At 39.8% G+C, this 24,718-nt stretch carries 29 protein-coding genes; 25 read left to right on the top strand and 4 right to left on the bottom strand.

Annotation, left to right across the window (positions count from 1 at the left end; genetic code table 11):
- Position 1: 1 nt before the first annotated feature.
- The 18 genes from rpsH to prfA all read left to right on the top strand — a co-directional run bounded on the left by rpsH (position 2) and on the right by prfA (position 11,758).
- Positions 2-403 carry a 30S ribosomal protein S8 gene (rpsH, locus tag ACM03V_RS03900; protein WP_414619448.1) on the top strand — a complete coding sequence of 134 codons (402 nt, stop codon included), beginning with the start codon at positions 2-4 and terminating at the stop codon, positions 401-403.
- A gap of 45 nt (positions 404-448) precedes the next feature.
- Entirely contained in the window at positions 449-1,000 is a 552-nt protein-coding gene (gene rplF / locus ACM03V_RS03905; protein ID WP_414619449.1) for a 50S ribosomal protein L6, read from the top strand.
- Positions 1,001-1,008: 8 nt separating this feature from the next.
- Positions 1,009-1,371, top strand: a complete 363-nt coding sequence (gene rplR / locus ACM03V_RS03910; protein ID WP_414619450.1) for a 50S ribosomal protein L18 — start codon at positions 1,009-1,011, stop codon at positions 1,369-1,371.
- Between the two features lie 123 nt (positions 1,372-1,494).
- Positions 1,495-2,022: a 30S ribosomal protein S5 gene (gene rpsE, locus ACM03V_RS03915; protein WP_414619451.1), complete on the top strand. Its 528-nt coding sequence runs from the start codon at positions 1,495-1,497 to the stop codon at positions 2,020-2,022.
- Positions 2,023-2,071: 49 nt separating this feature from the next.
- Positions 2,072-2,515 (top strand): 50S ribosomal protein L15, encoded by a 444-nt coding sequence (rplO, locus tag ACM03V_RS03920; RefSeq protein ID WP_414619452.1) that lies wholly within the window; start codon positions 2,072-2,074, stop codon positions 2,513-2,515.
- An 87-nt stretch (positions 2,516-2,602) separates the two neighbouring features.
- Positions 2,603-3,919 (top strand): preprotein translocase subunit SecY, encoded by a 1,317-nt coding sequence (gene secY / locus ACM03V_RS03925; protein ID WP_414619453.1) that lies wholly within the window; start codon positions 2,603-2,605, stop codon positions 3,917-3,919.
- Between the two features lie 221 nt (positions 3,920-4,140).
- Positions 4,141-4,698 carry an adenylate kinase gene (locus tag ACM03V_RS03930; RefSeq protein WP_414619454.1) on the top strand — a complete coding sequence of 186 codons (558 nt, stop codon included), beginning with the start codon at positions 4,141-4,143 and terminating at the stop codon, positions 4,696-4,698.
- A 204-nt stretch (positions 4,699-4,902) separates the two neighbouring features.
- Complete coding sequence (infA, locus tag ACM03V_RS03935; protein WP_006276978.1) at positions 4,903-5,127, top strand: translation initiation factor IF-1; 225 nt, start codon at positions 4,903-4,905, stop codon at positions 5,125-5,127.
- Positions 5,128-5,239: 112 nt separating this feature from the next.
- Positions 5,240-5,353 (top strand): 50S ribosomal protein L36, encoded by a 114-nt coding sequence (gene rpmJ / locus ACM03V_RS03940; protein ID WP_414619455.1) that lies wholly within the window; start codon positions 5,240-5,242, stop codon positions 5,351-5,353.
- A 139-nt stretch (positions 5,354-5,492) separates the two neighbouring features.
- Positions 5,493-5,873, top strand: a complete 381-nt coding sequence (gene rpsM / locus ACM03V_RS03945) for a 30S ribosomal protein S13 (RefSeq protein WP_414619456.1) — start codon at positions 5,493-5,495, stop codon at positions 5,871-5,873.
- Positions 5,874-5,949: 76 nt separating this feature from the next.
- A complete protein-coding gene (gene rpsK, locus ACM03V_RS03950; protein ID WP_414619457.1) occupies positions 5,950-6,345 on the top strand; it encodes a 30S ribosomal protein S11 in 396 nt (131 codons plus the stop codon).
- A gap of 519 nt (positions 6,346-6,864) precedes the next feature.
- Positions 6,865-7,812, top strand: coding sequence for a DNA-directed RNA polymerase subunit alpha (locus ACM03V_RS03955; protein ID WP_414619458.1), 948 nt, complete (start codon positions 6,865-6,867; stop codon positions 7,810-7,812).
- Between the two features lie 40 nt (positions 7,813-7,852).
- On the top strand, positions 7,853-8,203 hold the full coding sequence (rplQ, locus tag ACM03V_RS03960) for a 50S ribosomal protein L17 (RefSeq protein ID WP_414619459.1): 351 nt from the start codon (positions 7,853-7,855) through the stop codon (positions 8,201-8,203).
- A gap of 50 nt (positions 8,204-8,253) precedes the next feature.
- Complete coding sequence (truA, locus tag ACM03V_RS03965) at positions 8,254-9,111, top strand: tRNA pseudouridine(38-40) synthase TruA (RefSeq protein ID WP_414619460.1); 858 nt, start codon at positions 8,254-8,256, stop codon at positions 9,109-9,111.
- A 65-nt stretch (positions 9,112-9,176) separates the two neighbouring features.
- The gene (gene rplM, locus ACM03V_RS03970) at positions 9,177-9,632 is read left to right on the top strand and encodes a 50S ribosomal protein L13 (RefSeq protein WP_414619461.1); all 456 of its coding nucleotides are present in this window, start codon (positions 9,177-9,179) and stop codon (positions 9,630-9,632) included.
- Positions 9,632-10,048 carry a 30S ribosomal protein S9 gene (gene rpsI, locus ACM03V_RS03975; RefSeq protein ID WP_414619462.1) on the top strand — a complete coding sequence of 139 codons (417 nt, stop codon included), beginning with the start codon at positions 9,632-9,634 and terminating at the stop codon, positions 10,046-10,048. Before rplM ends, rpsI begins: the two co-directional genes overlap by 1 nt.
- A 241-nt stretch (positions 10,049-10,289) precedes the next feature.
- Positions 10,290-10,562 carry a 50S ribosomal protein L31 gene (rpmE, locus tag ACM03V_RS03980; RefSeq protein WP_414619463.1) on the top strand — a complete coding sequence of 91 codons (273 nt, stop codon included), beginning with the start codon at positions 10,290-10,292 and terminating at the stop codon, positions 10,560-10,562.
- A 98-nt stretch (positions 10,563-10,660) separates the two neighbouring features.
- Positions 10,661-11,758, top strand: coding sequence for a peptide chain release factor 1 (gene prfA / locus ACM03V_RS03985; RefSeq protein WP_414619464.1), 1,098 nt, complete (start codon positions 10,661-10,663; stop codon positions 11,756-11,758).
- Between the two features lie 13 nt (positions 11,759-11,771).
- Here prfA and ACM03V_RS03990 read toward each other — a convergent pair whose 3' ends face one another.
- Positions 11,772-12,266, bottom strand: a complete 495-nt coding sequence (locus ACM03V_RS03990) for a hypothetical protein (RefSeq protein WP_414619465.1) — start codon at positions 12,264-12,266, stop codon at positions 11,772-11,774.
- A gap of 226 nt (positions 12,267-12,492) precedes the next feature.
- On the opposite strand from ACM03V_RS03990, the gene ACM03V_RS03995 reads away from it, so the two are divergent.
- The 7 genes from ACM03V_RS03995 to ACM03V_RS04025 all read left to right on the top strand — a co-directional run bounded on the left by ACM03V_RS03995 (position 12,493) and on the right by ACM03V_RS04025 (position 20,196).
- Positions 12,493-12,855, top strand: a complete 363-nt coding sequence (locus tag ACM03V_RS03995; RefSeq protein ID WP_414619466.1) for a helix-turn-helix domain-containing protein — start codon at positions 12,493-12,495, stop codon at positions 12,853-12,855.
- Positions 12,856-13,139: 284 nt separating this feature from the next.
- Entirely contained in the window at positions 13,140-13,502 is a 363-nt protein-coding gene (locus ACM03V_RS04000) for a helix-turn-helix transcriptional regulator (protein ID WP_414619467.1), read from the top strand.
- A 192-nt stretch (positions 13,503-13,694) separates the two neighbouring features.
- The gene (locus ACM03V_RS04005; protein WP_414619468.1) at positions 13,695-15,389 is read left to right on the top strand and encodes an ABC-F family ATP-binding cassette domain-containing protein; all 1,695 of its coding nucleotides are present in this window, start codon (positions 13,695-13,697) and stop codon (positions 15,387-15,389) included.
- A gap of 518 nt (positions 15,390-15,907) precedes the next feature.
- Positions 15,908-17,539 carry a 2,3-bisphosphoglycerate-independent phosphoglycerate mutase gene (gene gpmI / locus ACM03V_RS04010; protein WP_414619469.1) on the top strand — a complete coding sequence of 544 codons (1,632 nt, stop codon included), beginning with the start codon at positions 15,908-15,910 and terminating at the stop codon, positions 17,537-17,539.
- A gap of 333 nt (positions 17,540-17,872) precedes the next feature.
- Positions 17,873-18,106 carry a preprotein translocase subunit SecG gene (gene secG / locus ACM03V_RS04015; protein ID WP_414619470.1) on the top strand — a complete coding sequence of 78 codons (234 nt, stop codon included), beginning with the start codon at positions 17,873-17,875 and terminating at the stop codon, positions 18,104-18,106.
- 2 nt (positions 18,107-18,108) lie between these two features.
- Positions 18,109-18,939 carry a peptidase gene (locus ACM03V_RS04020; protein ID WP_414619471.1) on the top strand — a complete coding sequence of 277 codons (831 nt, stop codon included), beginning with the start codon at positions 18,109-18,111 and terminating at the stop codon, positions 18,937-18,939.
- A gap of 135 nt (positions 18,940-19,074) precedes the next feature.
- Positions 19,075-20,196 (top strand): hypothetical protein, encoded by a 1,122-nt coding sequence (locus tag ACM03V_RS04025; protein WP_414619472.1) that lies wholly within the window; start codon positions 19,075-19,077, stop codon positions 20,194-20,196.
- Between the two features lie 259 nt (positions 20,197-20,455).
- On the opposite strand, the gene ACM03V_RS04030 is transcribed toward ACM03V_RS04025, so the two are convergent.
- The 3 genes from ACM03V_RS04030 to ACM03V_RS04040 all read right to left on the bottom strand — a co-directional run bounded on the left by ACM03V_RS04030 (position 20,456) and on the right by ACM03V_RS04040 (position 24,561).
- Positions 20,456-21,097, bottom strand: coding sequence for an A/G-specific adenine glycosylase (locus ACM03V_RS04030; RefSeq protein WP_414619473.1), 642 nt, complete (start codon positions 21,095-21,097; stop codon positions 20,456-20,458).
- 255 nt (positions 21,098-21,352) lie between these two features.
- Positions 21,353-22,516: a glycosyltransferase family 4 protein gene (locus ACM03V_RS04035; protein ID WP_414619474.1), complete on the bottom strand. Its 1,164-nt coding sequence runs from the start codon at positions 22,514-22,516 to the stop codon at positions 21,353-21,355.
- A gap of 530 nt (positions 22,517-23,046) precedes the next feature.
- Positions 23,047-24,561 (bottom strand): MFS transporter, encoded by a 1,515-nt coding sequence (locus ACM03V_RS04040; RefSeq protein ID WP_414619475.1) that lies wholly within the window; start codon positions 24,559-24,561, stop codon positions 23,047-23,049.
- Positions 24,562-24,718: the final 157 nt, after the last annotated feature.

Raw genomic sequence — 24,718 nt, forward strand, 5'->3', positions numbered from 1 at the left:
GATGGCGGCAAACGACACAATTGCAGATATGCTGACGCGCATCCGCAACGCCAATATGGCTCGGCATCAAGTAACACACGTGCCAGCGACGAAAATGACTCAAAATATAGCTAAAGTACTTCGGGAAGAAGGCTTTATCACCGATTTTGAGACAGAAGGAGAAGGATGGAGCAGCAAATTGGTAATTTCTTTAAAATACAAAGGAAAAAATCGCCAACCAATCATTACTACTCTCAAGAGAGTAAGTAGACCTGGTTTACGGGTTTATTCCAATAAAAAAGATTTACCAAGAGTATTGGGTGGTATTGGTATAGCCATCATATCTACATCTTCGGGCATCATGACCGACCGTCAAGCACGCCAACAAAATGTAGGTGGCGAAGTACTTTGCTACGTTTGGTAGTTAACAGCTTTAATACCCCGGAGAGATTTTTAAGGACAAAAAACCATGTCTAGAATTGGTAAGCAGCCAATAGCGGTACCTGCCAAGGTACAAATAAAAATTGATGGAGCCTCCATATCTGTCAAAGGTCCTAAAGGCGAACTTTCTCGCCAACTTCCTTATCAGGTAAGCGTGGCTCAAGAAGGCGATACTTTAACTGTATCCCGTCAAGATGATTCCAGAGTATGCCGCCAAATGCACGGCTTGAGCCGTAGTTTGGTTTTCAATATGGTTGAAGGCGTTTCTCAAGGATTCCAGCGTAAGCTACAACTCCAAGGGGTTGGTTATCGAGCTTCCGTTAAGGGAAAGGATTTAGTTTTGAACGTTGGATACAGTCATCCCGTGGAAATTACTCCACCAGATGGAGTTCAATTCGCGATTGAAGATAAAGGTTTGACTATCGTTGTCAGCGGTTACGACAAAGAAATAGTTGGCAATACAACAGCGAGAATCCGCGCCGTTCGTCCACCCGAACCTTACAAAGGTAAAGGTATTCGTCACGAAAACGAAGTAGTCAGACGTAAAGCTGGTAAAGCTGGTAAAGGTGGTAAGAAGTAAACTAAATCATGAAATTTACCCGCAGACAATCAAAACAGCGTCGTCATCGACGCATCAGAGGCAAAGTCAAAGGCTCTTCCGAACGTCCTCGTTTGGCAGTATATCGCTCTAACGAGCATATTTACGCTCAAGTAATTGATGATACTAGTCATCGGACTTTAGCCACAGCATCGAGTATAGAGCCGGAATTAAAATCGAAATTAAGCTCTGGTTCAAATCAGCAAGCTTCCACTGAAGTTGGTAAAGCTTTAGCTGCACGAGCTATAGAAAAAGGCATCAATCAAGTTGTTTTTGACCGTGGAGGAAACCTTTATCACGGGCGTGTCAAGGCTTTAGCCGATGCTGCTAGAGAAGGTGGTTTAAGTTTCTAGGTCACGTCCAAGTTTATCGGCTCCGGAAAGTTAGTAGTAAGTGATAACCGGCGTAATAACGCTCGTAAACTGTTTATTGCTAATTGCAGTTGACCGATAAGTAAATTCATAGAGCATTTAGATATGGCAAACAATCGTCGCAAAACGAGCCGAGCGAAAAAAGAAGAAACTAACTGGCAAGAGCGGGTAATTCAAATCCGACGGGTAAGTAAGGTTGTCAAAGGTGGTAAAAAACTTAGCTTCCGGGCAATCGTAGTTGTCGGTAACGAACGCGGTCAAGTTGGTGTAGGGGTAGGTAAAGCTAGTGATGTGATCGGAGCCGTGAAAAAAGGCGTAGCCGATGGCAAGAAACATTTGGTAGATATTCCAATTACCAAATCTAATTCTATTCCTCATCCCACTGACGGTATTGGTGGCGGTGCTAAAGTCATCATGCGACCTGCTGCACCAGGTACTGGTGTAATTGCCGGTGGCGCAGTACGTACCGTACTGGAATTGGCAGGAGTTCGTAACATCTTGGCCAAACAGCTTGGCTCTAACAATCCTCTTAACAATGCCAGAGCTGCAATGAACGCTTTGTCTGTATTGCGTAACTTTAAAGAAGTTGCTGAGGATAGAGATGTCAGTATTGAAAAGCTCTACGCACAGTAAAAATTGTATTTACGATTAATCGTGTAAATTAATACAAAGATAAATAACTATGAGAATACACGATGCTCGCCCTCAGAAGGGTTCCAAAAATCGCGGTCGCCGCGTTGGACGCGGTATTGCAGCCGGTCAAGGCGCTAGCTGCGGTTTCGGTATGCGGGGTCAAAAATCTCGTTCTGGTCGCGGAACAAGACCTGGTTTTGAAGGTGGTCAACAGCCCCTTTATCGTCGGGTACCTAAACTTAAAGGTTTTCCGCTTATTAATCGTAAAAAATACACTACGATTAATGTAGAGAAGCTATCTTCACTCCCAGCAAATACAGAAGTTAATGCGACCTCTTTACAAGAGAATGGTATTCTCACTGCCGTAAAAGCGCCATTAAAAATTCTGGGAGATGGAGAATTGAACGTTTCTTTAAAGGTACAGGCTGCTGCTTTTACGGGTACGGCTCGTAGCAAAATTGAGGCGGCTGGCGGTAGTTGTGAAGTTGTGTAAGTTGTGTAAGTGATTGAGTAAAAACAAGCAGCATGAAGCACTTCCGACATCCCGCGCCTGGTTAACATTCATCGGTAAACCGTCATTATGATAAGTCGAGATAAAACACCATCCGCTCAAGAAACTTTTATGCAGATGGCTCAGGCAGCCGGTTTGAGAGGTCGGCTGTTTGTCACCATTGGTATTTTACTTTTGATTCGTTTGGGTATTTATATACCTATCCCAGGAATAGATCGGGTAGCTTTTAGTGCTGCTATGTCTCAAGGTAATAATAGTTTAGCGGGAATTTTAGATATCTTTTCTGGTGGTGGATTTTCAGCTTTGGGAGTCTTCACTCTAGGTATTTTACCCTTTATCAATGCCTCGATTATTATTCAACTACTCACTGCCGCAATTCCAAGTTTAGAGAAGCTACAGAAGGACGAAGGTGAAGCTGGAAGGCGAAAAATCTCTCAAATTACCCGATATGTGGCTTTGGGTTGGTCAATTGTTCAGAGCATATTCATCTCCAGTGTTTGGCTAAAAAGCTTTGCGCTCAACTTTGGTCCGGTTTTTGTGTTTGAAACAACCTTGGCTCTTGTAGCTGGTTCGATGTTCGTGATGTGGGCATCGGAAGTCATTACAGAGCGAGGAATTGGTAATGGAGCTTCACTACTTATTTTCCTTAATATTGTCTCTTCGCTTCCTACAACTTTAGGAAATGCTTTCACATCTGCTCAAGTTGGAGGTCGGGAAGAAGCAGGTAAAGTAATTATTTTACTAGTACTGTTCTTAGCGACAATTGTCGGTATCGTTTTCGTTCAAGAAGGGATGCGCCGTATCCCAATTATTTCGGCTAGACGACAAGTAGGTAGAAGAGTTCTTGCCGAACAGCGTAGCTTCCTACCCCTGCGACTAAATCAGGGCGGAGTAATGCCGATCATTTTTGCTACCGCTATCTTAAGTTTGCCTTCTTTAATTGGCAACTTTACTCAAAACCCGCAAATATCTAGTTTTGTAAGCACTTATCTAAATCCAGGTGGTAGTCAATGGTGGGCTTACGCACTAATATACCTGTTTTCGATTGTCTTCTTTAGCTACTTCTATTCTTCTTTGATTGTTAACCCAGTTGATATGGCTCAGAATTTGAAGAAAATGGGTTCTTCCATTCCGGGGATTCGTCCAGGTAAAGCAACAAGCGAATATTTAGAAAGGACAATTAATCGTCTCACCTTTTTAGGTGCTGGCTTTTTAGGATTGGTTGCGATTATTCCTACCGTTGTAGAGAGAGCATTGGATACAGGGGTGTTTAGAGGTTTTGGTGCTACATCTTTATTGATTTTGGTTGGTGTAGCTATTGATACGGCAAAACAAGTCCAAACTTATGTCATCTCCCAACGTTATGAAGGGATGGTGAAACAATAGCGATCAAAGCGATTTTAGATTTTGGATTTTAGATTGAATAAAATCTTGTCCTTACCGTATCCGAACCGAAGATAATCTGAATTCTTGAAATTCTAGAATCTTGATTTAAAATCTAAAATTTCTGCATCCGCAACCCTCTTCTTTCGAGAAGAGGATAAACCAAATATCTCCTGCGGACACGCTGCGCGAACATAAATCTAAAATCCAAAATTTAAAATCGAATGACACGTGTAATTTTTTTAGGACCTCCCGGAGCTGGTAAAGGAACTCAGGCTAAAACTTTAGCAGATCATTGGCAAGTTCCCCATATTTCGACTGGTGACATCCTCCGCTCGGCAATTAAAGAGCAAACACCTCTGGGTGTGAAAGCTAAAAGCTTTGTGGATAGCGGTCAGTTAGTTCCCAGCGAGCTAGTTCAAGATATGGTAGAAGAGCGGTTGCAAAAAGCGGATACTCATTCTGGCTGGATTCTTGACGGTTTCCCTCGCACCGTGGAACAAGCTGCTTTTTTAGATAATTTGTTGAAAAAAACGAATTTGGGTGGCGCAATGGTAATTAACCTTGATGTGCCTGATGGTGTAGTAATAGGGCGTTTGCTCGAACGCGGACGAAGAGATGATACTGAAGAAGTCATTCGTCGTCGTCTAGAAATTTACCGCTCCGAGACTACACCTTTGATTGATTATTATGGCGATCGCAAACAGCTAGTTGTCATAAATGGCAATCAGTCGCCCGATTCTGTAACCTCTAATCTTAAGGATTTAGTAGTTAGTTGCTAGCAGTAAGCCGTAAGTTATGCAGGTTAAATAGTTTATTCAAATTAGGATAATCAGCAAATCTGACTCCTAACACCGCCGCCTTAATTCGGCAATAAAATTTTGAATAAGATATATTAATAAATTGTTGATATATTATTATCGTTTAAATTTGCAGAGTCGATAACTGCAACTAAAGAAAGACTGTTGAGTTGAAGGAAAAACAAATTGTCCAAACAAGATTTAATCGAAATGGAAGGCACGGTGACAGAATCCTTGCCTAATGCCATGTTCCGCGTTGATTTAGATAATGGCTTTAACGTTCTCGCTCATATTTCAGGTAAGATTCGCCGGAACTATATCAAAATTTTACCTGGCGATCGCGTGAAAGTAGAGTTAACGCCTTATGACCTGACAAAAGGTAGAATTACCTATCGATTGCGTAAGAAGTAAGCTTATGTGAAATATTATACTACAGTCTAATAGTTTTTGTCTTACACGCAATTAACTGAATAACTACTGTTTTTGTGTTATAATTTACTATTTGGAGTTTGATTTTAAGTCAATGAAAGTAAGAGCCTCCGTAAAAAAAATGTGCGATAAGTGCAGCATAATTAAACGTCGCGGTCGCGTAATGGTTATTTGTCCAAATCCCAAGCACAAGCAAAGACAAGGATAATCTCTACATCAATAGCGTAAATTAACGCTATCGCCCTGCGATTTCGGATTTGTTTGAAGAATAAATAAGGCTGCATCCGAATATCAAGAGCGGCTATAGACGAATGTTGAATATGAAGGAATATTAGGAGATTTCTATAATGGCACGTATTGCCGGAATAGACTTACCACGCGATAAACGTGTTGAAATAGGTCTAACTTACATTTTTGGAATCGGCTTGACAAGCGCGAAAAAGATATTAGCTAGTACGGGTGTGAATCCTGATACCAGAGTTAAAGACTTAAGCGATAGCGATGTTGCATCTTTACGAGCCGAGGTAGAGAAAAACTATCAGGTTGAAGGTGACTTAAGACGCTGGGAAGCAATGAATATCAAGCGCTTAGTTGATATTGGTACTTACCGAGGTCGCCGTCACCGCATGGGTTTACCAGTCAGAGGTCAAAGAACTCGTACTAATGCCAGAACCCGTCGAGGAAGAAGACAGACAGTCGCTGGTAAGAAGAAGGCACCAGGTAAGTAAAATTATTTGTTTGATGCCGCTTATTTTTACGCTTTGAAACGGATCGGAATACTTAGCTTAATTCAACTATAACGATATGGCGCGACAATCAGGAAAAAAAGGCGGAAGCAGAAAACAGAAACGTAACGTACCCAATGGAATAGGCTATATCCAGTCTACTTTTAATAATAGTATCGTTACGATTACCGACCCCAAGGGAGATGTAGTTTCCTGGGCTTCTGCTGGTTCAAGTGGTTTTAAAGGAGCGAAAAAAGGAACACCTTTCGCCGCTCAAACAGCAGCAGAAAGTGCGGCAAGACGGGCGATGGATCAAGGGATGCGTCAGATAGAAGTAATGGTAAGCGGCCCTGGAGCGGGTAGAGAAACTGCGATTCGGGCAATTCAGGGAGCGGGATTGGAAATAACTTTAATTAGGGATATTACCCCAATTCCTCACAACGGTTGCCGTCCACCCAAACGACGTAGAGTCTAGATATAGCGAATTTGAAAGTATGGCTCTGGGCAATAAGTATGTATTTATATTGTGTCAATTTATTTTAGATTGACGATTTTAGATTCATCCCATGCTACTCAGTAAACGGGTTCCTAGAATTTTGGATTAATGTAAAAATTTGCGACTTAGTTAAAACTAGCGGTTCATAATTCAATCCAAAATCTAAAATCTAAAATCTAAAATTGATTTGGTTAGTTTCCGATCGCTTTAGAAACAAACAACAATTAACATTACACTTGCCCTTAATAAGCCGATTCCTCTCACTTAAGACAGTGGCCGTCCGTAGAAATTAGATAGCTTTTTAGATCAGCTATATATTTCTTGTATTTACAAAAAAATAAATAATATCCCGGCAGCAGTAGAAGTTATTGAACAATTGAACAGTTGAAAAATCGATAACTTTAAAGGCAAAGCGGGAATTTAATTTCACCGAAAGGGTAGGCAATAATATAGAGTTGCCTGCCGCGATAGAACCTGATTCAGAAGGGAGGCTACTTCGTGGCGCAGTTTCAAATTGAATGTGTAGAATCCAATACAGAAGAAAGTCGGAGCCACTATTCTAAATTTGTTTTAGAACCTTTAGAGAGGGGTCAAGGAATTACAGTTGGCAATGCTCTGAGAAGAGTTTTAATGGCTAATTTAGAGGGGACATCTGTTACAGCAGTCAGAATTGCGGGGGTAACTCATGAATTTGCCACCGTTAAAGGCGTGCGTGAAGATGTCTTAGAAATCCTGATGAGAATGAAAGAACTTATTCTCAAAAGTCATTCTCCCCAAGCACAGATTGGTCGGTTGCTGGTTAATGGCCCCGCAACAGTTACCGCCGCCCACTTCGACTTACCAAGTGAAGTAGAAGTGATCGACCAGACCCAGTATATAGCTACTTTAGCAGAAGGTGGCAGGCTGGAAATGGAATTTCGGATTGAGAAAGGTAAAGGCTATCGCACCGTAGAAAGAGGTCGTGAAGAAGCTACATCTTTAGACTTTCTGCAAATTGATTCGATTTTTATGCCGGTGCGGAAAGTTAATTACAGCGTCGAAGAAACTCGTGGAGAGAACGGGCATCCGAAAGATAGGTTGCTTTTGGAAGTATGGACAAACGGTAGTATTGCTCCACAAGAAGCGCTTTCAAATGCATCTGCAATTTTAGTGGAATTATTTAATCCGCTGAAAAATATCGAAATTAATCCAGAGGATACGGTTTCAGAAATCGACCAAGATCCAACGGCTCAAATACCCATCGAAGAATTACAGCTTTCCGTGCGAGCTTACAACTGCCTGAAGCGAGCGCAAGTTAATTCGGTAGCAGACCTATTGGATTATACCCAAGAAGACCTCTTAGAAATCAAGAACTTCGGTCAGAAGTCAGCAGAAGAAGTAGTAGAAGCTTTACAGCGACGCTTGGGCATCACTTTGCCAACTGAAAGGGCTTCAAAACACCCCTAAATTAAACGAATAATTAAACCTAAAAACGTACTTTGTCACCATGCGTCACCGTTCTAAACTCAAAAAACTTAGTAAACCAGCCGATCAGCGTCGTGCTTTGCTACGAGCGCTTTCTACAGAAGTGATTCGTCACGGACGAATTACTACCACTGTTAGCAGAGCTAAAGTGGTGCGTTCGGAAGTAGAAAAAATGATTACCTTAGCTAAAGACGGTTCCTTAAATGCACGCCGTCAAGCAATTGGGTATCTATATGACAAAAATTTAGTTCATGCTTTGTTTGAACAAGTCCCAACTAGATATGGCGATCGCCAAGGTGGTTATACCCGCATCATGCATACAGTGCCTCGTCGCGGTGATAACGCCCAAATGGCAATTATCGAATTAGTGTAATCTTGGTGTCGGGATGTGGTTTTTTTGAGCGACATCCTCAATTTTATTGTATGTCAGAAAGCCAATCGCCAGAACTTACTCAAAGGGTTGCCTTGGTAATTCAATATCAAGGCACTCATTTTCATGGTTGGCAGTGGCAGCCCAAATATCGTAGCGTCCAGGAAGAAATTGAAAAAGCAATTTCTACTGTAATAGGTCATAAAGTGACTTTACACGGTGCCGGGAGAACAGATAGTGGAGTTCATGCAGCCGCTCAAGTAGCTCATTTCAATATTGCGAGTAAAATTCCACCATCAAAGTGGGCAACTATTTTAAATGGTTATTTACCGTCGGGTATATTAATTAGAGCTTCGGCAGGTGTTAGCAATGATTGGCACGCTCGTTTTAATGCCACGTATCGACGATATCGTTATACGCTCTACAACGAGAAAGTACCAAATCTATTTGTAAAACCCTTTAGCTGGCATTATTATCATGCTGCCTTAGATGAATCCTTAATTTGTAGTGCCCTTAAACCGTTGATTGGAAAGCATCACCTAGCAGCTTTTCACCGTGCGAATTCCGGACGCAAGCATTCATGGGTAAACGTACAAGAAGTAGAATGTTATCGTCGTGGGGGATTAGTACATATTGAAATTCAAGCAGATGGATTTCTCTATGGTATGGTTCGTTTACTGGTCGGAATGTTGGTTCAAGTTGCTACCGGAGAACGAACTGTGGAAAATTTTACTCAAATCTGGCAGCAAGAGCGCCGAGAACAAGTAAAATATGCCGCACCTCCACAGGGTTTGTGTTTGCTACGGGTAGGATACGATGAATTTCCTTTTCCCCCCGAAATTTGGTACGACACTCAACCATTGTTTAATTTTGCAGATAATTTTCGAGATCATTCTGTAAATAAATTTTAGATAATATTCTAAGTGAAATTACTGCATAAAAATGTAAATTTATTAATAGTGAATCGTAGTAAGCAATGAACAAAACTTATCTTCCTAACCCACAAACAGTAGAACGCGATTGGTATGTAGTAGATGCAGCAGACCAACGTCTCGGTCGTTTAGCTACCGAAATCGCAATGATTTTACGTGGTAAAAATAAGCCACAATTTACACCACACATGGACGCAGGCGACTTTGTAGTTGTGGTTAATGCCGAAAAAGTTGTAGTAACTGGTAAAAAGCCTGCTCAAAAACTGTATCGCCGTCACTCCGGTCGTCCTGGTGGAATGAAGACAGAAACCTTTGAACATCTACAAGCACGTATACCAGAACGTATTATCGAAAAAGCTGTTAAAGGTATGTTGCCTAAAAACAATTTAGGGCGACAGTTATTCAGAAAGCTCAAAGTTTACGCGGGTTCTGAGCATCCTCATTCCGCACAACAGCCCAAAGAATTAACAATTAACACAATTCCAGGAGAACAAAATTAATGCAAGCAACAGATACTGATAGCGGACGCGCCGTATACTGGGGAACTGGTCGTCGCAAGTCCTCAGTAGCAAGAGTACGTCTGGTTCCAGGTAACGGAAAATTGACCGTTAATGGTAAAGAAGGCGACTTGTATTTTCAATTTAACCCCAACTACATCGGAGGAATTAAAGCACCTCTAGAAACATTGGGATTGGAAAGCGAATACGATATTTTGGTCAGAGCTAATGGCGGCGGTTTAACCGGACAGGCAGATGCAGTTCGTTTGGGAGTTGCCCGCGCTTTGTGTCAGCTTGACCCAGATAATCGTCCCCCATTGAAAACTGAAGGCTACCTTTCTCGCGACCCCAGAGCGAAAGAACGTAAGAAATACGGTTTACATAAAGCTCGTAAAGCTCCTCAGTACTCCAAACGTTAATACATTTGATAAGTAATATAATCTCAGACCTCTCTCCATGAACGCGGAGCGTTTTCTCGTAGAGTACCTCTCTCCGGAGCAGGAGAGAGGCTTCAAATCTTATTTCCCTTCCCTTGCAGAAAAGGGGTTAGGGTTAGGTTTGTATTTTACTTAACAGAAAAGCGCTATATTGCCAACTCTATATTTGAAAAATTGGAGTTAGGTAAGTCATAATTGATATACACTCACCACGAAGAAGAAAATGGCAAAACCAGAAATTCATCCAGAGTGGTATCCAGAAGCCAAAGTTTACTGTAACGGTCAGGTTGTAATGACCGTTGGCTCTACCAAACCCGAATTACACGTTGATGTTTGGTCTGGAAATCACCCCTTTTACACAGGTACTCAGAAGATTATTGACACCGAAGGTCGCGTAGAACGCTTCCTACGTAAGTACGGTATGTCGAGTAGCCAAACTCAGAAAAAAGACGAAAAAAAAGTCGAAGAAAATAGCGGCGACGAAAATCAAAAATAGCCACCAGGCAATACTTCAATCAAACGACTCAGCTTTACTGAGTCGGTTTTTTAGTATTCAGCCTGTAAATCTATTTTTTTTAGGAGCGTTGCACCAAAATGGCCGAACAATATTTGTTAGAGAAACTACAATCCGTTGAACAAACCTTTAACGAATTGACTCGTCGCTTAGGCGACCCCGATACAGCCAGTAACCCGGATGAGTTTCAGGAAGTAGCAAAAGCGCGTGCTGGATTAGAAGAGGTTGTGAATACCTATGAAATTTGGAAAACTACCCAAGAAGAATTAACTGGAGCGCGTGAAGTCGCTAAAGAATCCCAAAGCGACCCAGAGATGCATGAAATGGCAGCTTTGGAAGTTAAGGAACTCGACCAGAAAGTAGAAGAACTTGAAGCTCGTTTAAAAGTATTACTCTTACCACGCGACCCCAATGATGAGAAAAATATCATGTTGGAAATTCGTGCCGGTACGGGTGGTGATGAAGCGAGTATTTGGGCTGGCGATTTAGTGCGTATGTACTCTCGCTATGCCGATACCCAGGGTTGGAAAGTAAAATTACTCAGCGAGTCTTTAGCGGAAATGGGCGGCTTCAAAGAAGCGGTTCTGGAAATCAAAGGTGATAGCGTCTACAGCAAACTCAAATTTGAAGCTGGTGTTCACAGAGTGCAGCGCGTACCCTTAACCGAGTCTGGGGGGAGAGTTCACACTTCTACCGCTACGGTAGCGGTGATGCCGGAAGTGGATGATGTAGAAATCCATATTGACCCCAAAGATTACGAAATGTCCACCGCTCGTTCTGGTGGTGCTGGCGGACAAAACGTTAACAAAGTTGAGACAGCAGCAGACCTTTTCCACAAACCCACGGGGATCAGAATTTTCTGTACCGAAGAACGCAGCCAGTTGCAAAACAAAGAACGGGCTTTACAAATTCTCCGTGCTAAATTGTATGAAATGAAACTGCGTGAACAACAAGAAGCCGTTACCGATTTACGGCGATCGCAAGTAGGTACTGGTTCGCGTTCCGAGAAAATTCGCACCTACAACTACAAAGACAACCGCGCCACCGACCACCGTCTTGGTGAAAACTATTCATTAAACCCGGTTTTGGAAGGCGATTTAGACCCAATCGTGCAGTCTTGTATATCTCAAGATCAGCAAGAACGTTTAGCGGAACTCGCTGCTTCGGTTTCAAATTAATATTGAGAACTAGTTAGGAACTGGATACAAAAGGTTTGAAATATTCCCACTCGCTAGCCATTCCTACATCATCAGAAACCGTCTGTTGTGCCATTGCTTTCAATACACATAGGCGGTTTTGTAATGCGTTATAGATTGCGTCTTCCATCTCCACAGGATAGGGATAATACTTAAATTCCCGCTCCAGAATGTGATTTATTAGCTGCAATCTTTTGTAATTTGGGCTATTTTCAATCAATACTTCTACTTCCTTCTGCCAAGTCGGGAAAATGCGGTAGCTGAAAAATCCACTACAAACCCCACCTTCTTGATTCCAGTAAGAAATACAGATTCTATGTTTTAGTAAAGTAATTTTTTTAATTTTTTTGACATCTAAACCAGTGGCTCTCAAAGCTTCTTTTGCTTCAGTTGACGAAAGACACCATAAATCTGGTTTAATCTTATTAGAGGTAATTAAATTTTTACCTTTTGGGCGGTAACGATTCTTTTTATTCTTTTTGTTAAACATGATGCCCCTCTCAGATGATTCGCAGAAATTACCGATAAATTAGTAGATTCTTGAGATTATTAAAAATTTAGTAGATGGAAAGAGCAGTTATATTTACTACAACTATAGTTTTGAAACTAAAACTATAGTTGCATGAAAGGGATAAAGCTGTCAACAGAAAAATTAAACTTGTAATATGGAAACTAAAGTGTTTGATTTTATAGTTAATTAGCGATCGCCTTTAAACGTGGATACAAAAAGCAGAGAAAAACTTATAGAAATAATAAAATTAGCTCGCGGTTCGCTTTCTCAGCGTGCTTTCGGTAAGGAGTTGGGAGTTTCCGCAACAGCCGTTCAAATGTGGGAGAAAGGACTTAAAACTCCAGATACAAAAAATTTGGCTCAAATAGCGGCTCATGCTGGTTATACTTTGGAAGAATTATTATGCTGCTTAGGAGGAAAGCCACTTCCAGAAACTTCTGAATTAAGTGTGATTATTAGGCAGATAAACAATATGCCTTTATCTGAAGTTGCTCAAGTAGTTCAAGCTGGTGTCGATAGAATAACTGCTGCGGCTGAATCAACCGGGAGTGAAGTTAAAGCGAGTTAGGTTCTGATTGTTGTTAGTGGCATTACGCCATTCTCCATAAATTCTTATAGTCATAATGCACCTTGATAAAATTGACTTTTACAGTTGACCTATCTTGTTTACGAGCTAAAATTAACTAACATAGTGAATTAACAAGTTTAATTTTTTTTGCAAGTCTTAGACTTGGCTTGCGAAGTCACTGATAAAAACTTATTGTAAATCTAGTGAGCTGTCAATACTGGGTTTACAATTCGTAAACGAAAACTTAAAAATTACTTTTGCAATAGCGTTCATAGTAATAATTAGTGAAACCAGAAGGCAGAAAGAAACTAAGTGAGATAGCAAGAGCGGCTCGTGGTTCCATGAGTCAAAGAGCGTTTGCAAAGTTTTTAGAGGTTTCATTCTCCACCGTACAGGCATGGGAAAGAGGCGATTCTATTCCAGATGTACAAAATTTAGCCAAAATTGCAGAAAGAGCAGATTACTCGATGGAAGAATTGTTCGGCGATTTAGGCATGAAGCCTGCATCAGAGCCTTCAGAATTAGGAGTAATTCTTCGACAAATAAATAAGATGCCTTTAACTGATGTGGCTCAAATAGTTCAAGCTGGTGCGGCTAGATTAGCTGCTGCACCGGAATTATCAGGAAAACAAGCGAAAGTCAGCTAAATTTATCAATTAAAACATAATATTTAATGTAGAGACGTAGCACTGCTACGTCTCTTATTCTTTGCAATATCACGAAAATTTCTTCCCCTACAACGATTCCAACACGAAAAATGTAGTTAAATTTTGTTAAGATTGGACACAATAGAAAGCGTGTTCCCTTACTGTTACCATCCCTTACCTTGGAGATACTTGATGTTACGACTAGAACATATCAGTAAAATTTATCCCACAGGCGAAGTTCTCAAGGATGTCAACTGGGAAGTTAAAGTTGGCGATCGCATTGGTTTAGTTGGCGTGAATGGTGCGGGAAAGTCTACCCAGTTGAAAATTATCATTGGGGAGATGGAGCCGACATCCGGCGAAATTATTCGTCCCAACAGTTTACATATAGCTCACCTCAACCAGGAATTTGAAGTAGATCCGACTCGTACCGTTAGCGAAGAATTTTGGACGGTATTTCAAGAAGCCAACGCAGTACAGTTAGCTTTGGCTCAGGTAACGCGCGATATGGAAAGCGCCTCACCAGATGAACTTGATAAATTAATTAATAAACTAGATAAATTACAAAGACAGTTTGAAGCCTTAGACGGTTATGGTTTAGAAGCCCGCATCGGCAAGATTTTACCAGAAATGGGATTCGAGCAAGAAGATGGCGATCGCCTGGTAAGTTCTTTTAGTGGCGGTTGGCAGATGCGGATGGGCTTAGGTAAAATTCTGCTGCAAAAACCCGATTTACTGCTATTGGACGAACCTACAAACCATTTAGACTTAGAAACTATTGAATGGTTGGAAACTTATCTTAAGGGTTTAACTACCCCAATGGTAATAGTTTCCCATGACCGAGAATTTCTTGACAGACTTTGCACTTCAATAGTAGAAACCGAGCGCGGTGTTTCTTCAACTTATTTAGGAAACTATTCTACATACCTACAGCAAAAAGCTGAAAGCCAATCAGCACAACTAAGCGCATTCGAGCGTCAGCAGAAAGAATTAGACAAGCAACAGGCATTTGTAGAAAAATTCCGCGCTAGTGCTACTCGCAGTACGCAAGCGAAAAGTCGTGAAAAACAACTTGATAAAGTAGAGCGTATTGAAGCACCGATTGCAGGAGTTAGAACTTTACAATTCAAATTTCCTCCAGCACCTCGTAGCGGGCGTGAAGTCGTAGAAATAAAAGATATGACTCATACTTATGACGATAAAATTTTATTTTTATCGGCGAATTTATTAATTGAAAGAGGCGATAGAATTGCCTTTTTGGGTCCCAATGGTGCTGGAAAATCGACTTTGCTACGTTTAATTACGGGTATGGAAAAGCCTACCGAAGGTGAAGTTAAATTAGGTCAACACAACGTTATTCCTAATTACTTTGAGCAAAACCAAGCGGAAGCTTTAGATTTGAATAAAACAGTCATGGAAACCATCCATGATGAAGTTCCCGACTGGAAAAACGAAGAAGTTCGCACTTTGTTGGGAAGATTTTTATTTAGTGGCGAAACAGCATTTAAAAATGTTGAATCTTTAAGTGGTGGAGAAAAAGCGCGTTTGGCATTAGCGAAAATGCTATTACGTCAGGCAAATTTACTTATCTTAGATGAGCCGACAAACCACTTAGATATTCCCGCGAAAGAAATGCTCGAAGAAGCTTTACAAGAGTATGACGGTAGCGTAATTGTAGTTTCTCACGACAGATATTTTATTTCTAAAGTAGCTAATAAAATAGTTGAAATTCGCGATGGTGAATTCCGAGTTTATTTAGGAGATTATCATTATTATTTAGATAAAATTGCCGAAGAAAAAGAACAAGAAAAATTAGCAGCGATTGAAGCAGAAAAAGCCGCTAAAAAAGCTGAGAAACAGAAAAAAGCAGCAGCAAAGCGTAAGTAAATTCAATTTTGGATTTTAGATTTTAGATTTTGGATTTTAACAACGGATGCGTTTGTGCAGGGATTTTGGATTTTCCTAAAATGTTTGTTTAGTCTAAAATCTAAAAAATGTTACTAAATTAAGAATTACACGAACCCTTCTTTTTTAAGGAGGGATTTTAATGTATTTATTTATTTCTATAATTTCTCGTAACGATTCAAAATTCATCTAAATTACTAGTATTCCCCATTCCCCATTCCCATTCCCTACTCCCCATTCCCTTTCTTAAATAATAATCTAATTAATCAAACAGAATTCCTGTAAATAAGTCATTTTTAATAGTAAAATATAAATGTCAACTACCCGATGTTACAAAAACTTTACTTAATACAAGGTAATTTCAATAAATATATATGAAAAGTAGAGTTAATTCATAAAATAATTTAATACGTAAAAAATTAATAAGCAAAAATTCACTTGCAGTTGTGAGTGTCAATGGTATTATTCGGATATTACGAAAAGTAAAGGGTATTTTTGTTATGACACAAGCACCTGTTTCTCCCGTGGTGCTAGTAATATTAGATGGATGGGGTTACTGCGAGGAGACTAAAGGAAACGCTGTTGCCGCTTCTTCAACACCTGTAATGGATAGCTTAATGAAGGTTTATCCAAACACGTTGATAAACACCTCCGGGAAAGCGGTAGGTTTGCCCATCGGGCAGATGGGCAACTCAGAAGTAGGACATTTGAATATTGGTGCAGGGCGAGTTGTACCGCAGGAATTGGTAAGAATTTCTGATGCTGTAGAAGACGGTTCGATTAATCAAAACCCAGCATTAGTTAAGATTTGCCAAGAAGTACGAGGTCGTCAAAGCAAACTACACTTAGTAGGATTATGCTCTGAAGGAGGCGTACATTCACATTTGAGCCATCTATTCGGCTTATTAGATTTAGCTAGAGCTTCTGGAATCTCAGAAATTTGCATTCATGCTATCACTGATGGACGCGATACTAGACCTAGTGAAGCTATTAAATCAATTGGACTTATTCAAGATTATATAGACCGCATTGGAGTAGGACGCATTGTAACTATTAGCGGCCGCTACTATGCTATGGATAGAGATAAACGTTGGGATCGGATTCAAAGCGCTTACGATGTAATGACGCAAGACGTAAGAAGCGATCAACGCGCCAGCGTTGCTGCCGATCGCCTTTCTGCTGTAGAAGTGGTGCAAGAATCTTATGCAGAAGGGATAACAGATGAATTTATTGTTCCTGTAAGAATAGCTGCCGGAGCCGTAGAAGCTGGAGACGGAGTAATATTTTTCAACTTCCGTCCCGATAGAGCCAGACAATTAACTCAGGCTTTTGTTAAACCGGATTTTGACGGTTTTGAAAGAAAGCAAATAAAACCGCTATCTTTTCTGACTTTTACGCAATACGAACAAGATTTACCAGTAGATGTAGCATTTACACCCCAGAATCTGAATAATATTCTTGGTGAAGTAATTTCTCAACATGGTTTAAAGCAGTTTCGTACTGCTGAAACCGAAAAATACGCTCACGTAACCTACTTCTTCAACGGTGGTTTAGAGGAAGAACTTGAAGGAGAAGATAGAGAATTGGTAAGCTCTCCAATGGTGGCTACCTACGACGAAGCTCCGAAGATGTCAGCCCAAGCCGTCACCGACGTAGTTTTAGCAGCCATTAAAAAGAGAATTTATTCCTTGATAGTAGTTAACTATGCCAATCCAGATATGGTAGGGCATACAGGAAACATGGAAGCTACCGTCGAAGCACTAGAAGCGGTAGATAAGTGTTTAGGAAAACTATTAGAAGGAATCAGCAAAGCTGGAGGTACGGCATTAATTACAGCCGATCACGGTAATGCAGAATACATGATGGATGAGACAGGAAATCCTTGGACTGCTCATACTACTAATCCAGTTCCTTTTATTGTGGTAGAAGGTGAGAAAGCCAAAATTGCCGGACACGCTACCGACCTTAATTTAAGAACTGATGGTAAATTAGCTGACATTGCTCCTAGTATTCTGGAGATTTTGCAGCTTCCTAAGCCACCAGAAATGACTGGAATATCTCTGTTTAAACCAGCAGAATATGACGTAAAAGTTCCTCGCAGCCCCATGAACTTGGTGATGCAGAATAATTGATCAAGGTTGGTTTTTTATGCTTAATCGCCCTCACTCTGGCTATGGTGGGGCTACCCAAACAAAGCCCGCCTGCGCGGGCTAAATTCATACTTAATAAGACTTTTTGTTAAAGTTTAAGCAAAAGAATTAATAGGACTTACGCAAAGCCCCCCAAATTAGCGGGGGGTTGGGGGGATCTTAGAGTTGGGAATGCCTACTTTTTGGTTGCGGTTGCGGCCATTCCTGATTAAGTTAAAATTTGTTTAACTGTAGGTTGCTAGGTATCAGTTAGTTTATAAACCACTAACAACTAACCACTAACAACTATCAACTATCAACTAATCCTTAAAATTCATGACTCTTTCAAACGTTATACAAGGTATCTGGGCATTTTCTGCCATTGGTTTAATTGTTTTAGTAATGCTACACAGCCCCAAAGGTGACGGAATTGGAGCAATCGGTGGACAAGCGCAACTTTTCAGCAGTACTAAAAGTGCTGAAAACACTTTAAATCGGGTTACATGGACGCTAACAGTAATTTTTCTCGGCTTAAGCGTAGTTTTAAGCGCGGGTTGGCTTCCTAAATAGGAATGATCAAAAATCTAAGCTTATTTAAACGATTAAAAATAGCTTTAGGATTGGTAATTACCACAGCACTGCTCGTTATCTTAACTAACGCGCAGTCTTTTGCTGTGTTTACAAATATTAACTTGACAAAATTACCGCAATACCAAGCGGATATACAAGTAGGGAATAGGGAACAGGGAACGGGGAACAGTATTTCTCAAGTTCCTTCTGAATCTTCTCAAAAAACTCACCCTCTACCATCGACTTTGGCGAGATGGCAAGATGAAACAAATAGCGGCGATTATTTTGATGAAATTAAACCTACTAAATACGGATATTTAATTTGGTCGCAATTTCCAGTTAAGGTTTATTTAGAAACACCAAATATAAATAACAGCAATCAATCTCAACAGTGGATTCAAACTGTCTCGCAAACAGTAGAAGAATGGAATAATTATTTACCTTTAGAAATAGTTGAAAATCCAGAACTTGCCGATATAGAAATTATTCGCAAATCTCCACCATTACAGTTTACTCCCGGTAAAAAACTTCCCCGCGCTCGTTCTGCATTAACTAGCTATAAAGTTTATAAAAAAGATAATAGTTTAGATCATAGATTTACTATTTTATTAAGTCCCAGTCAAACAGGTAAATACCTTTTAGCAGCCTCTCGACACGAATTAGGTCATGCTTTAGGAATTTGGGGACATAGTAAAAATGAAGGTGATGCTTTGTACTTTTCTCAAGTTAGGAATCCGCCTCTAGTTTCTGCTAGAGATGTGAATACTTTGAAGAAGATTTATCAGCAGAGTACTAGTTTGGGGTGGGGAAATAATAATAATTTAGGGATGTAGTTGCTACGTCTTTAGATTGTAGGGTGTGTTGTCGCGATCGCGCAACGCACCACAATCAGTCATCCTAAAGACAAATTCAATTATTAAAGCCATATTAGAAGAGTTAGCAATTTCAAATAACTTTATCAATAGGCTATGAACGACAATTTTAATAATATAAATTGGGATGAAATAAATGAGCCAGACATTCACGAGGGTATGCTGTTTGCTATCCGTAATTTAGCTTCTGATGATGAGGATATACGCTCTGAATCTTTATGGAATCTATTTGATTGTATCTATCATCAAGGAAGTTTGTCTCCTAAAGCAGGTTTCGCCGTGCCATTTTTAATTACAAGATTACAACAGGAAGCAGAACCAGAGATACTTGTAAATATTTTGGATGTATTAGCGAGTTTGGCAATCGGAAGTTCTTACTGTGATGTTCATCAAGATTTAGAGGTTAATAAAGAGAAGCGAAATACAGTTGAATTTCAAGAGCGAATGGAAGAAGAATTAAATGATGTAAAGGCAACTTATACGGCAGTATACAAAGGTGTTAATGTTTATCTTGATTTACTGGAACATGAATTAAAAGAGATAAGAATAGCTGCGGCTTGTGTTCTCTCATGTTGTAAGCAGGATTTAGCCAAGGTTTGCAGCAATTTTTATGCAAAATTTCACCGTGAATCTGATGAATTAGTTAAAGCAGCAATAACTTTATGTTTGGCACATCTTAGTAAAAATATACCCGTACAAATCGCCTTTTTTGAAGAAATATTAGGATCAAATGAACGCGATATAGTTAAATTATCTGCTGCGATATCTCTTGCTTATATCGCTGGGGAGCATATGTCTGATAATGCTTTAGATGTTTTGATTGATAAATTACAAAAGCCTAATTTATTGAATAGGCTACATGATAATTTTGAAAGTACAATATTTTATTATTTTTCAATTCTAGAATTATTTACTAATTTAAACCACAAGCAGATGGCAAGAGTTATTCCTATTCTTTTGCAAGTAGAGGAAAAGCACTACGGTTTAGATGATTTATTTGAATTAGTTTTTAACAACCGAATTATTCCAGAAGGGTCATTTTTTCAAGATTTAACTGATGCAGAGCAATCTATTATCAAAGCTATTGTTGAGGATAATACTTTACACAATGTCAGCTATATGGGTGGATTTTTAGATAAATTAGGGGGAAATGGGTTAGTTATAAAGGAAAAACTAATCGGATTTATTAATGGTGAGAGGTTGAAATATGATCGGTAAATTGAATAACATATTACACCGTTCTCAGTCAGCCCTCAAAATCGCCTTTAAATAAATTTCAAGGCTGATATACAAAGTACGTTGAAACGCAATAAAAGCCATGCCCAGTCTGATTTATCAGACTTTGTGTTTTAGCCTGGGAATTTATTCCAAGGCGATTGTTGAGAATAGTGCAAGAAGTGAATTTCAATAGACTTTCGCTATTAGACTCTTAATTACATTCCCCGGCAGATTATCGCATTACAGCATCATTCTCCTGCTACAAATTCACACCCTCCCGCAAAACACAATCACTACAACGGGGATGTTTTGCAGTACAAACCCCCGCACCAAAATCAAACAGCGTCAAATTCCATATCCCCACATTACTTTCAGGAGCTATTTCTTCTGCTGCTTGCCAAAGTAGGGGACACCGCGACTTTACTCTCCCACCTTCAAAACCAAAGAAGCACTCGAAAATCCTTGCTACATTAGTGTCAATTACTGCTTTACTTTGCCCGAAAGCATTAGCACAAATCGAGCGGGCTGTATATTTACCAACTCCGGGTAATTTAATTAATTCTGCTTCTGTATCAGGAATTATCCCTTGATATTCTTCAACTAATATTTTTGCTGTTTTATATAGTCTTTCGGCTCTAAAAGAAAGTCCTAATGGCTGTAAAATATTTTTTATTTCTATAAATTCTGCTTCTGCTAAGGCTTCAACTGTCAGATATTGCTCCATAAATTTTTTATACAAAGGAGCTACTAAGGGCGCGTTAGTCTTCTGCAACATGAATTCTGCTATCAAAATCGCGTAAGCATCTGTTGTATCGCGCCAAGGAAATTTTCTGCGGTGCTGTTTTCCCCAAGCCAATAATTCGCGACGAAACCATTTAGTTTTATCTATATCAAGATTCATGCTCAAACCCCCAAAAAAATAAATATAGTGCGATATCGATCGCACTACTAAAAATTAGTTGGGTTTTTGACATGCCTCCTCGTCTTAAAAGAGCGAGGATTCCTTGACACTTCGCCCGGATGCGCTAATTAAATTAGTCTTACCTTCCCTCCATGTCCGTTTAAAGTCTCCCAATGCCCTATGGCGACTAGTTCGATTTTACCAGAAAGCCGATGCTTTAGCACGGGGCTTGTATCCCATTATTTTCGGTCAACTTCAAACGGCTTTTTTGGTTTGTTGGGGACGAAAATGCAATTTTTTTCCTCTTGCTATTTCTTCGTACAGCTTTTCCAACTGGGTTATATTCTTGCTGAGAGTATAACGTTCGAGTACTCGCTGCCGTGCTTTTTGTCCTAACATTAATCCCAACTCAGGATGATCTTGGAATAATGGTAATAAAGTGCGTAATTGCGATCGCACTCTATTTGTATCAAGCACTACACCAGCACCATCTTGCAATACTTCCCCGTCGGCACCTACTTCAGTAGCCAAACAAGCCAAGCCGCAAGCCATTGCTTCTAATAGAGATAAAGATAAACCTTCCACTAAAGAAGGTAATATAAATACATCTGCTCCCCGTAATATTTCTATCCGGCGATCGTCATCGGCAATGAATCCCAACCAGTTAATGCCATGTTCGGGGCCGTAAAATGGCTCTAAACCGGCTCTTAAAGGGCCATCACCAACTATTAATAATTTACTTTGGGAACCCATTTCTGCCTGTCTCCAGGCACGTAATAAGGCTTCAACGTTCTTTTCGGTAGCTAGTCTACCTTGATAGACAAACAAACGCTCGGCTTCAAATTCGGCTTTGATCGCTGAAAAACCGGGAGAATATTTATCAACGTCTACCCCATTAGGAATAACGGCAATATTTTCAGCGGGTACACCCATACGTGCTAGCAATTCTCGCTGAAGCTGCGAAAATACGATAGTGCTGTTGTAATTACTAAGAAAAGGTGCATACAATTGATACGCTAAAAGCTGAGTTCCCGATATAAGTTTTGCTCCTTTTCCGGCAAATGGGGTATGGAAAGTAGCAATTAAGGGTATATTCAGTTTTTCGCAAATTTCTGGTAACAAAAAATCTAAGGTAGATAAAGTCAGGGAAGCATGAACGATGTCTGGTTTAATCCGTTGCAGCGACTTAGTTAAAACCTTTGTCGCTTTAAATGTAGGAATTGTATAAACCTGAGACTTATAAATAAAAGGTAAAGGTACCTCCGCACAGCTTAACTCCTTTGAGCCTTGGGATACTTCTTGAGCAAAATGAAGAAAGCTTACTTCGTGTCCCCGCTCTAACAAGGCATTTGTAATTTCTCTGCCATAGGTAACATTGCCACAAAAGGGCGTTTTTTTTCCAATCCACGCTATACGCATTCTTGATTAGTAATCTGGAAAGGGTTTTTTCGATCGGCTTTTCTGTGAATCGAACTGATGTGAATTCGCAGTTGCATTTTCTGTCTTAGTGGATATCATAATATCTCCACCCTTACTACTTACAACGCAAATTTTTACGTTTTTAAAACTAGTTCGTTTATAGTTTGTTTATGTCATAGTAATGCTGTTAATTACTATACGTTTTTATATAACTAATTGAGACTCTATGTATAGCGCCTGCTCTAAGCACATTTGCTTCTCAATATTAAAGAACACTTTCTTATTGCTCATGTAATCTTACCACGGCATTCAAAGCTTTCTGTAAAGATAGCTATAATGTCAAGCTAATTAATAATAATGATACAATCAACCTTTGATGCTGAATATCCGATTAAAAAGCTTGTAGGGCAAAAATTCCTTCATAGAAAATGTGCTATTGAATTAGCATTTTTGTTTATATTACACTTTTTACTGTTCCCTATTCCCCGTTCCCTTTAACAAACTTGATAATGACTTTTCAACCATCGATATTAGGCTGATTTATACCTGGTTAATATACCAGCAAAAAACACAATAGCAGCTAATGTTAAGAAAACAGTCTGCAATCCAAAAAATGTTTCTGCAATACCTGCTAATGCTAAAGGTAAAGTCAAAGCAATATTAACTAAATTGTTTTGCAACCCAAATACTTTACCGTGCATTTTGGTTGGGGTTTCAGTTTGAATGGCAGTTTGCAACGGAATACCGACTAATGCACCAGATAATCCTAAGAAACCAATCAAAGAAAGTACAGTCCATAACTGCTGGGTAAATATTGCCAAACCAGCCAGGGAAACAGCCATTCCCATAGATCCAGCTAAACTTAAGCGGGAGGTTGAGAAATTTTGACCAAATTGACCTAATAATATTGCACCAAGGGCGATACCAACACCACCAGATGCAAGTAAAAAGCCAAATTGATCGGGTGTAATCGAAGGTATAACTTCTGCAATCCGAACTGCTAATACGGTTAACGCAGCTAAAACCGAAAACAAGATGATCAGCTGAATCAAAGCATTGCGAAGACGATGATTTTTTCCCAGATACACGAAACCATCTTTTAAGTCAGAGAAAATATGGTTGGATGCTTTTTCTTTTTCCTGGGGTTTTTCATTCGTCGTTAACAACATTAAAATCAATCCGGCAACGATATAAGATCCACCGACTAAGATTTCTTTTCCTAATTCACCGCTACCCCCAAATTGCAGCCATAAAGCATCTGCGGCTGATAAAAGTGGTTCTCCGATGGCAAATCCGACAATTACTGATGCCATCATCGTTGTAGTGTAAAGCGAATTTGCACTAAGTAAGTTATGCGGTTTTACTATCAGAGGAATTACAGCTTGCTCTGCTGGTGCAAAAAACTGCGTTAGGGTGGAAACCAGAAAAGTTACCGCCAAAATCATTAAGAAACCAGCAGGAATATCACCTATATCCTGCCAACCCTTAGCCAACCAAAGCAGCGGAACAATTCCTAAAACTAAAATACCGCGCCAAATATTAGTTGACACCAGCACCTGTTTTTTCATCCATCTATCGACAAATACCCCCGCTAAAGAACCAAATAGGACTGCGGGAATGGTAAAAGTCATCATCAAAGCCGATACCCAACCGCTAATACTGCTTCCCTCAGACTGAAACTGAGTATTAATCAAAGCAATCATCAGTACTAGATACACTTTATCTGCTAGCTGACAAAAAACCTGACCACCCCACAGAGCAAGGAAATTGGTATTTGTTAAAACGGGTAAAAAACCTTGTTGGCTTGTATTTACTTTGTTTTTTTCATGATTTTTTTGATTATTTTCTACAGATGAATCGGACTTCTGAGCAAATTTAACAGCAGCAGCTTGCGAATTTTCCTCAAGCTTCTTTTTGCTGCCTTTATGGGAATATAATTGATCTTTGTTTTTCTTTTCCCGATTCTTATTAATATCGGATTTAAGTATTTCCGACATCGGCGTTTTGTTATTTCTATCGTTTTTAGAAACGTCTCCTGCTGACATTTCGTTTGTAGTTCTAAATCTACTTTATGGTGGACATGAGAAAGCGTGGTTAATTTAATTCAATAAAAAATAATAACGGTACTAACCAAAAAATACCAGCTTATTGGCTTTTAAAATCATTCTTCTGGCATAATGCCGCAAAAAACTTAAATATCTT

It is taken from the genome of Calothrix sp. CCY 0018 (genome assembly GCF_963920925.1).
Taxonomy (GTDB): Bacteria; Cyanobacteriota; Cyanobacteriia; order Cyanobacteriales; family Nostocaceae; genus Rivularia.

Coding starts and splice junctions, on each gene's coding strand:
- rpsH (WP_414619448.1), top strand. CDS start 2: ATGGCGGCAAACGACACAATTGCAGATATGCTGACGCGCATCCGCAAC.
- rplF (WP_414619449.1), top strand. CDS start 449: ATGTCTAGAATTGGTAAGCAGCCAATAGCGGTACCTGCCAAGGTACAA.
- rplR (WP_414619450.1), top strand. CDS start 1,009: ATGAAATTTACCCGCAGACAATCAAAACAGCGTCGTCATCGACGCATC.
- rpsE (WP_414619451.1), top strand. CDS start 1,495: ATGGCAAACAATCGTCGCAAAACGAGCCGAGCGAAAAAAGAAGAAACT.
- rplO (WP_414619452.1), top strand. CDS start 2,072: ATGAGAATACACGATGCTCGCCCTCAGAAGGGTTCCAAAAATCGCGGT.
- secY (WP_414619453.1), top strand. CDS start 2,603: ATGATAAGTCGAGATAAAACACCATCCGCTCAAGAAACTTTTATGCAG.
- ACM03V_RS03930 (WP_414619454.1), top strand. CDS start 4,141: ATGACACGTGTAATTTTTTTAGGACCTCCCGGAGCTGGTAAAGGAACT.
- rpmJ (WP_414619455.1), top strand. CDS start 5,240: ATGAAAGTAAGAGCCTCCGTAAAAAAAATGTGCGATAAGTGCAGCATA.
- rpsM (WP_414619456.1), top strand. CDS start 5,493: ATGGCACGTATTGCCGGAATAGACTTACCACGCGATAAACGTGTTGAA.
- rpsK (WP_414619457.1), top strand. CDS start 5,950: ATGGCGCGACAATCAGGAAAAAAAGGCGGAAGCAGAAAACAGAAACGT.
- rplQ (WP_414619459.1), top strand. CDS start 7,853: ATGCGTCACCGTTCTAAACTCAAAAAACTTAGTAAACCAGCCGATCAG.
- truA (WP_414619460.1), top strand. CDS start 8,254: ATGTCAGAAAGCCAATCGCCAGAACTTACTCAAAGGGTTGCCTTGGTA.
- rplM (WP_414619461.1), top strand. CDS start 9,177: ATGAACAAAACTTATCTTCCTAACCCACAAACAGTAGAACGCGATTGG.
- rpsI (WP_414619462.1), top strand. CDS start 9,632: ATGCAAGCAACAGATACTGATAGCGGACGCGCCGTATACTGGGGAACT.
- rpmE (WP_414619463.1), top strand. CDS start 10,290: ATGGCAAAACCAGAAATTCATCCAGAGTGGTATCCAGAAGCCAAAGTT.
- prfA (WP_414619464.1), top strand. CDS start 10,661: ATGGCCGAACAATATTTGTTAGAGAAACTACAATCCGTTGAACAAACC.
- ACM03V_RS03990 (WP_414619465.1), bottom strand. CDS start 12,266: ATGTTTAACAAAAAGAATAAAAAGAATCGTTACCGCCCAAAAGGTAAA.
- ACM03V_RS04005 (WP_414619468.1), top strand. CDS start 13,695: ATGTTACGACTAGAACATATCAGTAAAATTTATCCCACAGGCGAAGTT.
- gpmI (WP_414619469.1), top strand. CDS start 15,908: ATGACACAAGCACCTGTTTCTCCCGTGGTGCTAGTAATATTAGATGGA.
- secG (WP_414619470.1), top strand. CDS start 17,873: ATGACTCTTTCAAACGTTATACAAGGTATCTGGGCATTTTCTGCCATT.
- ACM03V_RS04020 (WP_414619471.1), top strand. CDS start 18,109: ATGATCAAAAATCTAAGCTTATTTAAACGATTAAAAATAGCTTTAGGA.
- ACM03V_RS04025 (WP_414619472.1), top strand. CDS start 19,075: ATGAACGACAATTTTAATAATATAAATTGGGATGAAATAAATGAGCCA.
- ACM03V_RS04030 (WP_414619473.1), bottom strand. CDS start 21,097: ATGAATCTTGATATAGATAAAACTAAATGGTTTCGTCGCGAATTATTG.
- ACM03V_RS04035 (WP_414619474.1), bottom strand. CDS start 22,516: ATGCGTATAGCGTGGATTGGAAAAAAAACGCCCTTTTGTGGCAATGTT.
- ACM03V_RS04040 (WP_414619475.1), bottom strand. CDS start 24,561: ATGTCAGCAGGAGACGTTTCTAAAAACGATAGAAATAACAAAACGCCG.